Genomic DNA, 13,025 nt, shown 5'->3' with positions numbered 1-13,025 from the left:
GCCGCCCTGGTCGCCCCGCTCCGCCCGGTGCTACGGGCCGAGATCGGGTGGTCACCCGAAGTCCGCAAACATCCACGCGCCCCGCCTCCCGGGTGGCCCCGGGGATCGGCACCGCGGTTCGATGCGCCCTCAGGCCGGCGGCCAGTTCCGCAGCGTGGTGTCGGCGACCTCCTGCAGCTCCCCCCGCGACGTCCCGCCGGCGGCCTGCACGGCGATCCCGTTCGCCACGGTCATGAGGTACCGGGCGAGCCGCCGCGGGTCCGCGCCCGCGGGCAGATCGCCCTCGTCGACCGCCCGTCGGAAGCGGTCCGCGAGCCGCACCTCGGCGGCGGTACGCCACTCGACCAGCGCGTCGTGGATCGGGCGGCCCGCGTCTCCGGAGACCAGCGAGCCCTGGACACCGAGGCAGCCGGCGGGTGCGTCGGGGCGGGTCGTGGTCCGGACCGAGCCGTTCAGGAAGGCCGTCGCCACCGCCTGCGCGGTGGGCTCGGTCAGCGCCAGCTCCCCGTACGACGCGGGCCCCTCGGTGTAGCGGTCCAGGGCCCTGCGGAACAGCTGTTCCTTGTTGCCGAAGGCCGCGTACATGCTGGTCCGGGTGATGCCCATCGCGGCGGTCAGGTCGGCGAGGCCTGCGCCCTCGTACCCCTTCTCCCAGAACACGAGCAGCGCGCGTTCGAGCGCCTCCTCGGCGTCGAACCCGCGGGGCCGACCGACGGGGGCCCTCTTCGCACCGGTCACGGTCCCCACACTACTCGTTCTGTATCGAGCAGTACCGAAGTGCTACGGTCGAGATCAGTACCGATCGGTACTGAATCAGCGGGAGAGGGTGGCATGGGACAGCTCGAGGGCCGGACGGCCGTGGTGACCGGCGGCAGCAGCGGGATCGGCCTGGCGGCCGCCCGGCGGTTCGCCGCCGAGGGTGCGCACGTGTTCGTGACCGGCAGGAACGAGGTCGAGCTGGACGCGGCCGTCGAGACGATCGGCTCGGCCACCGGGGTGCCGGGCGACATCGCCGACATGGATGATCTCGACCGGCTCTACGCGGCGGTCCGGGAGCGGGGCGACGGCCTGGACGTCGTGTTCGCGAACGCCGGGGCCTCGGGGTTCCTCCCGCTCGGCGAGATCACCGAAGAGCACGTCGACCGGATCTTCGACGTCAACGTGCGCGGCACGTTGTTCACCGTGCAGAAGGCGTTGCCGCTGCTCAACGACGGTGCCTCGGTGATCGTGAACTCCTCGACCCGCGCCGACGACGGCGTCGAGGCGTTCGGCACCTACGCCGCCAGCAAGGCCGCGCTGCGCTCCTTCGTCCGAACCTGGGCGAACGAACTGAAGGGCCGCGGCGTGCGGGTCAACGCCGTCTCGCCGGGCACCATCGACACCCCGGCGGTCGCCGAGCTGGTCGGTGCGGAGCGCGCCGAGCAGGCGCGGGCCGGCTTCGCGGCGAAGGTGCCGCTCGGTCGCGCGGGCACCGCCGACGAGGTCGCCGACGCCGTCGTCTTCCTCGCGTCCGCGCAGAGCAGCTTCGTGCTCGGCGCGAACCTCTATGTCGACGGCGGCGAGAAGCAGCTCTGACCCGGACGACGAGAACAGGAGACGGTATGGAAATCGGACTGCACATCGCCGACTTCACCTGGGACGGCGGCGCCCCCGCGCTCGGCCCCGCACTCGCCCGGCACGCCCGGGACGCGGAGGCCGCGGGCGTCAGCCGGATCACCGTGATGGACCACTTCTGGCAGCTCGGCGGCGACGTCGGCCTCGGCCCGTTCGAGAACGACATGCTGGAGGCGTACACGACGCTCGGCTTCCTCGCGGCGGCCACCGAGCGGGTGCGGCTGCACACGCTCGTCACCGGCGTCACCCACCGCGAGCCCGCCCTGCTCGCGAAGGAGGTCTCCACCCTGGACGTGCTGTCCGGTGGCCGCGCCGGGCTGGGCATCGGTGCCGCCTGGGCGGCCGATGAGTCCGCGGGCCTGGGCCTCAACCTCCCGCCGACCCGGGAGCGCTTCGAGCGACTGGAGGAGGCGATCCGGATCTGCCTGCAGATGTGGTCGGACTCCGAGGACCCGTTCACCGGTGAGCACTACCGGCTCGGCCGCACCCTGAACGTGCCGCAGGCCCTACAACGACCACACCCGTACCTGCTGATCGGCGGATCCGGCGAGAAGCGCACGCTACGACTGGTCGCGCAGTACGCAGACGCCTGCAACATCGCCGCGACGCCCGAGTCGGCCCACAAGCTCGATGTGCTGCGGGCGCACTGCGACGCGGTCGGGCGCGACTACGACGACATCGAGAAGACCGCGATGTTCGGGATCGACCCGGACACCACCGCCGACGACGTCGTCCGGACCGCGTCGGCCCAGCGCGAGATGGGGTTCACCACGGCCTACGTGTTCGCCCGGCGGATCCCGGAACCCGGACGGATCGTCGACGTCATGGGAGCGGCGATCGCCGAGCTGGGCTGACCGCGCGAGCCGGCTGTGGACCCAGCGGCTGTACCGCGATCGCGCCGGGCGCTGAGCCGCTAGCAGGATCGGGCGTGCATCCCCCCGTCCACCGGCAGCAGGCAGCCGTTGACGTAGGCGGACTCGTCGGAGGCCAGGAACAGCGCGGCGTTCGCGACGTCGGCGGCGCGGCCCATCCGCCCGGTCGGGCTGAGCGCGTCCCGGGCCGCCCGCACCTGGTCGACGGTGCGGTCCCCGGCGAGCTCGCGGTAGACGAGCGGGGTGTCGACCAGCCCGGCGAGGATCGCATTGACCCGGATCCCGCGATCGGCGTACTGCACGGCGAGGCTGCGGGTCAGCTGGTTCACCCCGGCCTTCGCCGCCGCGTAGGCCGGGTACGGGTAGCCGGTCCAGCGGATCGACGCGAGCGAGGAGACGGTGACGATCGCGCCGCGTCCGCGGGCGAGCAGGTGCGGCAGCGTCTGCTGGCAGCATACGAACACGCTGTCCAGGTTGACCGCCGTCGCGCCGCGCCACTGGTCGAGCGTGATGTCCTCCGGCCCGCCGAGCAGGGTGGTCCCGACGTTGTTGTGCACCACGTCGATCCCGCCGAACTCGTGCACCGTCCCGGCGACGGCGGCGGCGACCTGGTCCGGGTCGGTGACATCCGCGCCCAGCGCGAGCGCCTCGCCACCGGCCCGCCGCACATCGGCGGCGGTGCGCTCGGCGGCGCCGGTGTCCCGGTCGACGACGGCGACCCGGGCGCCGTGCCGGGCGTAGGTCAGCGCCGTGGTGTGCCCGATCCCCGCGACGTCCGCATCCGGCGGTTCCGGTGACGCGGCCCGGCCGCCGCCGAACACGATCGCCACCCGTCCTGCCAGCCGGTTCACCGGTCCACCACCTCGATCAGGAGCAGTTCCACGGTGACGGCCACCGGGCTCGCCGCCGGATCGAACACCCCGCCGTGCACGACGCCGTCGGAGTCGACGGCGAGCGCGTGCAGCTCGGACGGCCCGGCATCCGGTCCGACCACGCCGCGCACCGAGATCACCTCGGTGCACGGCCCGGCGGCCGCCCGACCGGCCCCGGGGAAGAGCGGGCCGACCAGGCTGCCGAGGGTGCCGCGCACCATCGCGCGCCGGAAGCCGGCGTCGGCGCAGATCCGTGTGGCGGCCGCCAGCAGGTCGGCGCCGGGCCGCACCCGCGCGGTGACCGCGCGGGCGCCGTCCCCGGTCCCGGCGGTGGGTCGCGGGGTGAAGACCGGCAGCAGCGTCTCCGGGTCCTCCGCGCTCTCGTTGCACACCCCGGCCAGCGGGAACACCAGTGCCTGCACGCCGGTGGCACCCACCGTCGTCGCGGGCCAGAGGTGCCCGCCGAGCAGGCTGCCCGCCCGGTCCACCCAGGCGACGTGCGCGTGCGTGAAGGGTGCGCCGTCGCGCGTCCCGATCCCGGCCGCCCCGGCGACGACGGCCACCGGCCCGGCCGAGCCTCGGGTCGCGCTGTAGTGCGCCGCGCGGCTGCCGTCGGCGCAGTACGCCGGGATGCAGTAGGACACCTCGCGGAGCGTGCCGCCGAGCAGCTCGACCTGCGCCGCCGTCACGCCCAGCCGGTGCACCGCGTCCTGCAGCGCCGCGGCCAGCCCGGCCCCGGCCGGGAGGTCGACGGCGACCGCACGGGTCCGGGCCGGCACCGCGACGATCCGCTCGGGCGCGGCCGGGCCGGGATGGCGCAATCCGGCAGCGGTGGCCGCGGTCACGACGGGCTTCCCGGTCCGCCGTCGGTCCAGCCCTGGCCGAGCAGGCGGTCCCGGATCGTCCGTTTGACGATCTTGCCGTAACCGGAGCGGGGCAGCTCCGGCCAGCGGACGTAGTGCCGGGGCAGCTTGTAGCGGGCGATCCGCGGTTCGAGCCACTCGCGCAGGTCGGACTCGCCGGGCTCGTGACCGTCGGCGGGCGCCCAGACCGCGACCCCCACCTCGCCCCACGACGGGTGCGGCATACCGAGCACCGCGACCTCACCGACGCCGGGATGCGCGACGAGCTTCTCCTCGACGTCGCGCGGGTGCACATTGGACCCGCCGGAGATGTACATGTCGGAGATGCGGCCGGTCAGGAACAGGTAGCCGTGCTCGTCGAACACCCCGATGTCGCCGGTGTGGAACCAGCCGTCCCGGAACGCGGCGGCGTTCGCCTCGTCGTTGTCCAGGTAGCCGTGGCAGACCGCGGGCCCGGCGACGCAGACCTCGCCCGGCTCACCCGGAGCCGTCTGCATCCCGTCCGGGTCGCGCAGCACCACCTGCATGCCGGTGCGGACCCGGCCGCAGGTGCCGAACTCGATGCCGTCGGGGGCGGGCCGGTCGTGCTCGTCCGGCCCGAGCACGGTGATGTTCCCGGTGACCTCGCCGAGACCGTAGTACTGGACCAGCACGTCGCCGAGCACGGCGCGGGCGTGCTCCTGGTCGGCCGCGTACATCGGCGCGCCGGCATAGACGACGTGCCGCAGGCTCGTGTGGTCGCGGGTACCGGCGTCGGGATGCTCGGCGAGCTTCTTCAGAATCGTCGGGACGGTGAACATGTTGCTCACCCGCTCGCGTTCCACCAGCTCCCACGCCTGCGCCGGGTCCAGCCCGGCTGCGGTGGGGAGCACCGTGCGGGCGCCCCGCGCGACCTGCGGGAGCAGGTGCACCCCGGCGCCGTGCGAGAGCGGCGCGAGCACCAGCGACGCGTCGGCCGCGGACAGCCCGGGCATCAGGTCGGCGATGTGGTTGGTGACCACGAATCCCATCTGGTCGTGCGTGAGCACCGCGCACTTCGGGCTGCCGCTGGTCCCGGAGGTGAAGAAGTACCAGGCCGGATCCCCGTTCCGGACGGCCGAGTCCGGCACCGGCGGGCCGGTCCCGTCCAGCGGGGCCACCGTCGCGACGGCGTCCGGGCCGGTGCCTGCGATCCACAGTGGCTCGCCGCGCAGTGGGCCGACCGTGTCGGCGACGGCGGCGGCGTGCCCGCGGTCGGCGTCGTGGCAGACCACCAGCGCGGGACGGCAGACCCGGGCGATCACGGCGATGTCGCCGGGGGTCGACCGGGCGTTGGTCGGCGCGACCACGCCACCGGCCCGCCAGACCGCGAACAGGGTCTGAACCAGCTCGATCTCGTTGACGCTGTGCACCAGCACGCAGTCGCCCGGCCGCAGGCCGCGGGCGGTCAGCTCGGCCGCCAGCGCGCTCACCCCTCCGTCCAGTGTGGACCAGTTGATCCGCCGCTCACCGCGGACGACGGCGTCGCCGCCGGGCACTCGCCGCGCGGTCTGGGTGAGCAGCGTCGCCAGGTTCACCGCGCGCCGGTGCGGGCTCATCGGACGGCCTCCAGCACCGAGGCGTAGTTGGCGACCGCCACCCCGCCCATGTTGAACACCGCGGCGCGCCCGGCCCGGCCCAGCTGCATGTCCCCGGCCTCACCGACGAGCTGCATCGCGGCCAGCACGTGCTGGGACACCCCGGTCGCGCCGATCGGGTGCCCCTTGGCCTTCAGCCCACCGGAGACGTTGACCGGCAGCACGCCGTCGCGCCCGGTGTGTCCGTCCTCCAGCAGCGTGCCGCCCTTGCCGGGCGCAGCCAGCCCGAACGCCTCGTACTGCAGCAGCTCGGCCTGGGTGAAGCAGTCGTGGGTCTCCAGCAGGTCCAGGTCGGCGAGCTCGATGCCGGCCTCGGCGAGCGCGCCGTGGAACGCGCGGCGGGCGCCGTCGAACTCGAGCACGTCGGCGCGGGCGTCGATCGCCATCGCATCGTTGGCCTGCGCCCGGCCGAGCCAGCGGACCGCGCGGCGGGCCGAGCGGGCGATGTCCGGCCCGGCGACGACGACGGCCGCCGCGCCGTCGGACACCATCGAGCAGTCGGTGCGCAGCAGCGGGTCCGCGACCATCGGGTTGCGTTCGGAGGCGGTCGAGCAGAACTCGACGCCCAGGTCCCGGCGCACGTGCGCGTACGGGTTGTGCACCGCGTTGGCGTGGTTCTTCGCGGCGATCCGGGCGAGCGCGAGCCGCTGGTCGCCGTAGCGCGCGGCATACCGGCGGGCGAGCTCCCCGAAGATCGCGGCGAAGCTGCCGTGGTGCTCCTCGGTCGGCAGGTGGCTGGCGCCGAGCAGCGCCGCGCCGACCTCGTCGCCGGGGGTGGAGGTCATCTTCTCCGCGCCGATGACGAGTGCCGCCCTGGCCCGGCCGGACTCCACCGCGTCCAGTGCGGTGAACAGCGCCGCGCTGCCGGTCGCGCAGGCGTTCTCGGCGCGCACCGCCGGGACGGCGGCGAGCTCCGGGGTCCCGGCTCCGACGAGCGCGGCATGGAAGCTCTGCCTGCCCAGCCCCGCCCCGTACACACCCACGCTGACCAGGTCGATCGCGGAGGCATCGATCCCGGCGTCGGCCAGTGCCGCCGACGCCACCTCGGCGGCGAGCTCCTCCACCCCGGCGGCGGCGAGCCGCCCGAACGGGGTGTGCGCCCAGCCGGTCAACTGCGCACCCGTCCCCTGCGCCGCCCTGATCTGCGCCGTCATCGTCGACCTCCGTCGCGCGGCCGTGCCCTGCTGCGGTCCCGCCGCCGATGGTGCCGATCGCCCCGCCCGGGACGGAACCTCGCGGCGATGCGAGATCACCGTGTCCGGCACTCGTTCTGTCGAAACGTGCTGGTGCAATGGGGCCATGACGGCATGGGGTGGCGAGGCGGACGAGATCCGGTTGCTCGTCGACGACCTGGCCGAGCTGCTCGGCCGCTCGGTCGTCGTCAACGACCCGCTGGTCCGCCAGATCTACGGCAGCCGCCACTTCGAGGACGAGGATCCGGTCCGCATCCGGGCCGTGCTGCAGCACGAGCTCGGGGCCGAGGTCACCGCGCACGTCGTCGACCAGGACATCCCCCGCTGGCCGAGCGCCGGCCGGCTACCCGGGGCACCCGCGCTGGGGCTGCTGCCCCGCTGGTGTGTGCCGCTGCGCGCCGACGGCGCCTTCCTCGGGACCGTCATGGTGATCGACGCCGACCGGACCCTGACCGGCGCCGAGCAGGCCGCGATCGACGAGGCCGCGCACGCCGTCGCAGCTCTGCTCGCAGCCCGCGCCCAGGTCGCCGACGCCCGTCGCGACGAGCGCGACCGGACACTGCGCGGCCTGTTCGGCAGCGCCGACGGTGACCGCGAGGCAGCGGTGGAAACACTGCGCGACAGCGGTTTTCCGGATCGCGCGCAGCTGGTGGCGATGGTCGTCGAGGTCACCAGCGTGCGGCACTCCGACGCCCAGATCGAGCTCGCCCTGCGGCACGCCCGCTCCATCGTCGAGGCGGCGAGCCGAACCCCCGGTCTCGGCCTGGTCACCGGCGGCCGGATCGAGCTCGTGCAGCACCGGCCGTCGGCAGCGGTGCCCGATGCGCTGCGCGAGGCCGCGGACCGGATCCGGCACGGGCTGTTCCGGGCGCTCGGGCCGCAGGCGGGCGTCGTCGTCGGGACCGGCTCGCCGGCCACCGCGCTGGCCCGGATCCGGGCCTCGCACCGGCAGGCGATCGCCGCGGTGCGCGCGGCGCGGCGGCTGCCCGCCCTCGACGGCGTCGCGATCTGGGACGAGCTGGGCGGCAACGCCCCGCTGCTCTCACTGCCCGACGATCTCCCGCCGGATGCCCCGGCGGCGCGGGCGTTGCGCGCAATCGACGCCGACGACGCGGGCCCCCGGCTGCGCGAGACGCTGCGGGCCTACCTGGACCATGCCTGCTCCGCGCCGCGCACGGCGCGCGCCCTGAACCTGCACCGGACGACGCTGTACTACCGGCTCAACCAGATCCGCGAGCTCACCGGGTACGACCTGGGCTCCGGCCACGACCGGTTCGCACTGCAGCTGCAGCTGCGGATCGAGGCACTCGGGCCACGCACCTGAACCGGCCGTTCCGACAGAACGATGAACATCTGCCGCTGATTCGCCACCGCTGACGGTCGAACCGTCCGGGTAGCTGCTCTCACACTCGACTCGAGCAGTGCAGCCGACCCGGTGAGGACCGTCCCGTGAACAGTGCAGCGCAACCCGGCCCGTCCGTCCCGGTCGCGATCGTGACCGGCTCCCGGGGCGGCATCGGTTCCGCCGTCGCGGCCCGGCTCGCGAAGGACGGGTTCACCGTCGCCGGGTTCGATGTCGCCGGCTCCGATGTCGCCGGGTCCGATGTCGCCGGGTCCGATGTCGCAGCCGCGGGCGACCCGGCGACCAGGCTCGATCTGGCGCTCGACGTCGCCGATCCGGACGGCGTCCGGGAGAGCGTGGACCGGGTGGTCGCCGAGCTCGGCCGGCTCGACGTCGTCGTGAACTGCGCCGGCACCGGTCGCCGGACGTCGTTCGAGGCGACCACGCCGGCCGAGTTCACCGCCGACGTCAGCTCCAACCTGCTCGGCACCTTCCTGGTCTGCCAGGCCGCGGTGTTCCCGCACATGCGGGCGTCGGGTGGCGGACGCCTGGTCAACGTCGCGTCGATCTCCGGGAAGACCGGCGGTACCGGGCCGGTGTCCGACGACGGGCGGCCCGGCCGCTCGGGCCCCGGTTACGCCGCGGCGAAAGCCGGCGTCATCAACCTGACCCGGTGGATCGCGCGCGAGGCGCGACACACCGGTGTCACCGCGAACGTCGTGGCCCCGGGACCGATCGCGACCCGGATGACCGAGGGTCAGCACTACGACACGAGTGAGATCCCGCTGGGCCGGATGGGCCTGCCGGACGAGGTCGCGGACGCCGTGGCCTGGCTGGCGAGTCCCGGCGCCGGCTACGTGAACGGCACCGTGATCGACGTCGACGGTGGTCTCGTCCGCGCCTGAGCTCCGCGACCACATCCGGGAGTAGGCCGGGATCACTCCCGGCGGGGGCCCAGCGCCCGCTCCAGGACCGCGCGCAGCCGCTCCGGATCGGGCGGCTCGTCGTCGAGCAGGATCGAGGCGCACAGCCCGTCGGCGGTCGCGATCAGCGCGGTCGCGGCGTTCGGGTCGTCGGTGCGGGTGCGGGCGATCTCGGCGACGAGCGCCCGCCAGCCGTGCGCGAGGCCGCGCAGCGCCGGTCGCCGGGCGGCCAGCGTGGACAGCTCGCGCTCGGCGAGTGCCCGCCCGCGACCGGCCTCGGTGCCGGAGTCGGCGAGCAACCGGGCGAGCCCGGTCAGCGGGTCCGCGCCGGAGTCCAGCGCGGCCCGCAGGATGCGCTCGTAGTCCCGGCCGACCTCGGTCAGCGCGGCGACCAGCAGGTCGTCGAGGGTGGCGAAGTAGTAGGTGGCGAGGCTGGTGGGCGCGCCGGCCTCGCGGGCGACGCTGCGGTGTGTGACGCCGGCGGCGCCGTCCCGTTCGACCACCCGCAGGGTCGCCGCGATCAGCTCCGCCCGGCGGCGCTCACCGCGCGCCCGGCGCCCGTCGGACGGCACATCGGTGCCCGGCACGGGACCTCCCCTCGTCGGCACCCGGCCACGCTATCGGCCGGACGCCCCCGCCCACGCGCGATGCAGCCGAACCGGGCTCAGCTGCACCCCGGCGGCTCCGTCCGGCCGACCGGGGCGACCCGGCGCAGCGCGAACAGGGCCGGCACGGCCAGTGCGGCGACCGCGATCCCGGTCACGAGCCCGACCACGCCGAGCCCGGCGGCCTGGGCCTCCCGGGCGGCGTCCAGCGCGGCCGGGCCCGGGTCGGCGGCGACCGCACCGGCCAGGCTCGCCGCGGCCGGCCCGCCGAGGTCGGGGTGCCCGGCCCCGGCGGCCAGCGTGCTGCGGTAGACGGCGTTCGCGACACTCCCGAGTACCGCCACCCCGACCGCGATGCCCAGCTCCTGCACCGTCTCCGACATCGCCGCCGCCGATCCGGCCCGGTGCGCCGGTGCGCTGCCGACGACCAGGTCGGTGCCGAGCGCGGCGACCGCCCCGAGCCCGAGGTAGACGAGCGCGAACGCCGACACCACCAGGCCGGCGTTGCCCGGGCCGTCGACCGCGACGAACAGCAGATGGCCCACCGCGGAGGCCACCAGCGTCACCGCGACGACCACGCCCGGCCGGATCCGCCGGGCCAGCAGCGGGGCGCCGATCGCCGCGACGAACATCGCCAGCGCCGGTGGTGCCATCCACAGGCCCGCGGTGAGCGGGGAGAAGCCCTCGACGAACTGCAGGTGCTGGGTGACCAGGTACATCGCGCCACCGACGCCGACCAGCGCGACCAGCAGCACCAGCAACGCGGCGCCGAACGCGGGGACCCGGAACAGCCGCACGTCGAGCAGCGGATCGTCCAACCGGCCCTGGCGCCGGACGAACAGCACCGTGAACACCGCCCCCACCGTCGCCGCGGCCACTGTGCGGGGGTCGAGGCCGGCCTCGGCCCCGTGCTTGACCGCGTAGACCAGCGGCAGGATCGCGAGCAGCGACATCGCGACGCTGGTGAGGTCGAGGCGCCCGGCGGCGGGATCGCGGTACTCCGGCAGCAGCAGCGGCGCCACCACCAGCACGACCACGACGACCGGGACCGCGAGCAGGAACACCGATCCCCACCAGAAGCGCTCCAGCAGCAGCCCGCCGGCCAACGGTCCGAGCGCCATCCCGAGCGCGAACATGGTGGCCCAGACCCCGATCGCGAGGCCGCGCTGCCGTACGTCGGTGAACATGTTCCCGATCAGCGCGAGCGTCGAGGGCATGAGCGTCGCGCCGGCGACGCCGAGCGCGGCACGGGCGACGATCAGCATCCCGGCGGAGGTGGCGAACGCCGCCGCGACCGAGGCGAGACCGAACGCGACGAGGCCGATCATCAGCAGCCTGCGGCGTCCGGTGCGGTCCCCGAGCGTGCCCATGGTGATCAGCAGACCGGCGATCATGAATCCGTACACGTCCATGATCCAGAGCGTCTGGACGCTGCTGGGCCGCAGGTCCAGCGCCAGCTCCGGGAGGGCGAGGTAGAGCACCGTGACGTCCAGCCCGAGCAGTGCGGTGGGCAGCGCGAGCACGCCGAGCCCGATCCACTGGCGGGGACCGGCCCGGTGGGCGACGGATGGTGGCACGCGGGACTCCAGCCATAAGTTTGAACGATCGTACTAGTTGTACCATCGTTCTACTTCCTGTGCCCAGCCCCATCTCCTCCCCCGGCGGCCGGAGCGGACGATCCCGGCATACCGTGACGGAGTGACCCGAGGACAGCCGCGTGACCGGGCCTACTGGCTGGTGGAACCCGGCCACGGCGAGATCCGCGATGTCGAACTGCCCGCGCCGGGCCCGGACGACGTGCTCGTCCGCACCCTGCACACCGGGATCAGCCGCGGCACCGAGGGGCTGGTGCACCGCGGCGGGGTCCCGCCCGCCGAGTACGACCGGATGCGCGCCCCCTTCCAGGACGGCGCGTTCCCCGGGCCGGTCAAGTACGGGTACCTCAACGTCGGCGTCGTCGAGCACGGCCCGGCCGAGCTGCTCGGGCGCACCGTGTTCTGCCTCTACCCGCACCAGACCCGCTACGTCGTCCCGGCCGCCGCGGTGGTGCCCGTCCCGGACGACGTGCCCGCCGCCCGCGCGGTGCTCGCCGGCACCGTCGAGACCGCGGTCAACGCGCTGTGGGACGCGGCACCGCTGCTCGGCGACCGGGTCAGCGTGGTCGGGGCGGGCCCGGTCGGCTGCTGCGTCGCCGCGCTGCTGGCCCGGATCCCCGGTGTCGACGTCGAGATCGTGGACGTGCTGGGGTCCCGCTCGCGGATCGCCGAGCGGCTCGGCGCCGGGTTCGCCCGGCCCGCCGACGCCCGGACCGGCCGCGACCTGGTCGTGCACACCAGCGGCACCGGCGAGGGCCTGAGCCGCTCGCTGGAGCTGCTCGCCGACGAGGCGACGGTGCTGGAGCTGAGCTGGTACGGCGACCGGCCGGTCACGGTCGCGCTCGGCTCCGACTTCCACTCCCGCCGCCTGGCGATCCGGTCCAGCCAGGTCGGCGCCGTCGCACCCGCCCGGCGCGGACGGCGCAGCCACGCCGACCGCCTGGCCGTCGCACTCGGGCTGCTCACCGATCCGGCCTTCGACAGCATCGTCACCGGCGACGTCCGGTTCGACAATCTCCCCGCCGCACTGGATCGGATCGCGGCGGGCGGTGAACGGGACGCGCTCGCCATCCGTGTGGACTACGGGGACCCCCCGCCATCCCCGTGAGGAGACTGCATGTTCAGCATCACCGTCCGTGACCACTTCATGATCGCGCACAGCTTCCGTGGGGAGGTGTTCGGACCCGCGCAGCGGCTGCACGGCGCCACCTACGTCGTGGACGCCACGTTCCGCCGCCGCGAGCTCGACGCCGACGGCATCGTCGTCGACATCGGCCGGGCGACCGACGAGCTGAAGGCGATCCTGGCCGAGCTCGACTACCGCAATCTCGACGAGGAGCCGGTGTTCGACGGCGTCAACACCTCCACCGAGTTCCTGGCGAAGGTGGTCGCCGACCGGCTCGCCGAGCGGGTGCACGCCGGGGCGCTCGGCGAGGGCGCGCGTGGGCTGGCCGGGCTGGCCGTGTCGCTGAGCGAGTCGCACGTGGCCTCGGCCGCCTACGAGCGGGACCTGTGACGGCAGGACCTGCG

Annotated in this window: 13 protein-coding genes; 6 read left to right on the top strand and 7 right to left on the bottom strand. The window is 74.5% G+C overall.

Annotation, left to right across the window (positions count from 1 at the left end; genetic code table 11):
* Positions 1-129 precede the first annotated feature (129 nt).
* Positions 130-738 carry a TetR/AcrR family transcriptional regulator gene (locus tag Pdca_RS04120; protein ID WP_085915231.1) on the bottom strand — a complete coding sequence of 203 codons (609 nt, stop codon included), beginning with the start codon at positions 736-738 and terminating at the stop codon, positions 130-132.
* Positions 739-831: 93 nt separating this feature from the next.
* Between Pdca_RS04120 and Pdca_RS04115 the strand changes: the two genes are divergently transcribed.
* Positions 832-1,575 (top strand): SDR family oxidoreductase, encoded by a 744-nt coding sequence (locus tag Pdca_RS04115; RefSeq protein ID WP_085915196.1) that lies wholly within the window; start codon positions 832-834, stop codon positions 1,573-1,575.
* 26 nt (positions 1,576-1,601) lie between these two features.
* The gene (locus Pdca_RS04110; RefSeq protein ID WP_085915195.1) at positions 1,602-2,468 is read left to right on the top strand and encodes an LLM class F420-dependent oxidoreductase; all 867 of its coding nucleotides are present in this window, start codon (positions 1,602-1,604) and stop codon (positions 2,466-2,468) included.
* A gap of 59 nt (positions 2,469-2,527) precedes the next feature.
* Here the strand turns inward: Pdca_RS04110 and Pdca_RS04105 are convergent, their stop codons facing one another.
* From Pdca_RS04105 to Pdca_RS04090, 4 genes are read right to left on the bottom strand one after another with little or no spacing between them, the layout of a single operon-like run.
* Positions 2,528-3,337 (bottom strand): SDR family NAD(P)-dependent oxidoreductase, encoded by an 810-nt coding sequence (locus Pdca_RS04105; protein WP_085915194.1) that lies wholly within the window; start codon positions 3,335-3,337, stop codon positions 2,528-2,530.
* Positions 3,334-4,203, bottom strand: coding sequence for a PCC domain-containing protein (locus Pdca_RS04100; RefSeq protein ID WP_085915193.1), 870 nt, complete (start codon positions 4,201-4,203; stop codon positions 3,334-3,336). Before Pdca_RS04100 ends, Pdca_RS04105 begins: the two co-directional genes overlap by 4 nt.
* A complete protein-coding gene (locus Pdca_RS04095; RefSeq protein WP_174824369.1) occupies positions 4,200-5,798 on the bottom strand; it encodes an AMP-binding protein in 1,599 nt (532 codons plus the stop codon). The genes Pdca_RS04100 and Pdca_RS04095 overlap by 4 nt, the downstream gene beginning before the upstream one ends.
* A complete protein-coding gene (locus Pdca_RS04090) occupies positions 5,795-6,991 on the bottom strand; it encodes a thiolase domain-containing protein (protein WP_085915192.1) in 1,197 nt (398 codons plus the stop codon). Before Pdca_RS04090 ends, Pdca_RS04095 begins: the two co-directional genes overlap by 4 nt.
* A 145-nt stretch (positions 6,992-7,136) precedes the next feature.
* Between Pdca_RS04090 and Pdca_RS04085 the strand changes: the two genes are divergently transcribed.
* Positions 7,137-8,354, top strand: coding sequence for a PucR family transcriptional regulator (locus tag Pdca_RS04085; RefSeq protein ID WP_085915191.1), 1,218 nt, complete (start codon positions 7,137-7,139; stop codon positions 8,352-8,354).
* 125 nt (positions 8,355-8,479) lie between these two features.
* Positions 8,480-9,277, top strand: coding sequence for an SDR family NAD(P)-dependent oxidoreductase (locus tag Pdca_RS04080; RefSeq protein WP_085915190.1), 798 nt, complete (start codon positions 8,480-8,482; stop codon positions 9,275-9,277).
* Between the two features lie 32 nt (positions 9,278-9,309).
* On the opposite strand, the gene Pdca_RS04075 is transcribed toward Pdca_RS04080, so the two are convergent.
* Together Pdca_RS04075 and Pdca_RS04070 are read right to left on the bottom strand one after the other, a co-directional pair.
* Positions 9,310-9,882, bottom strand: coding sequence for a TetR/AcrR family transcriptional regulator (locus Pdca_RS04075; RefSeq protein WP_085915189.1), 573 nt, complete (start codon positions 9,880-9,882; stop codon positions 9,310-9,312).
* Positions 9,883-9,959: 77 nt separating this feature from the next.
* Positions 9,960-11,477: an MFS transporter gene (locus Pdca_RS04070; RefSeq protein WP_085915188.1), complete on the bottom strand. Its 1,518-nt coding sequence runs from the start codon at positions 11,475-11,477 to the stop codon at positions 9,960-9,962.
* A gap of 121 nt (positions 11,478-11,598) precedes the next feature.
* On the opposite strand from Pdca_RS04070, the gene Pdca_RS04065 reads away from it, so the two are divergent.
* Positions 11,599-12,603, top strand: a complete 1,005-nt coding sequence (locus Pdca_RS04065; protein WP_085915187.1) for a zinc-dependent alcohol dehydrogenase — start codon at positions 11,599-11,601, stop codon at positions 12,601-12,603.
* A gap of 9 nt (positions 12,604-12,612) precedes the next feature.
* Positions 12,613-13,011 (top strand): 6-pyruvoyl trahydropterin synthase family protein, encoded by a 399-nt coding sequence (locus tag Pdca_RS04060; protein WP_085915186.1) that lies wholly within the window; start codon positions 12,613-12,615, stop codon positions 13,009-13,011.
* Positions 13,012-13,025 lie beyond the last annotated feature (14 nt).

Origin of the sequence: Pseudonocardia autotrophica, assembly GCF_003945385.1 — a bacterium.
Classification (GTDB): domain Bacteria; phylum Actinomycetota; class Actinomycetes; order Mycobacteriales; family Pseudonocardiaceae; genus Pseudonocardia; species Pseudonocardia autotrophica.
The sequence above is the reverse complement of the archived record's forward strand: the minus strand, read 5'-3'. Positions and strand labels throughout refer to the sequence as shown.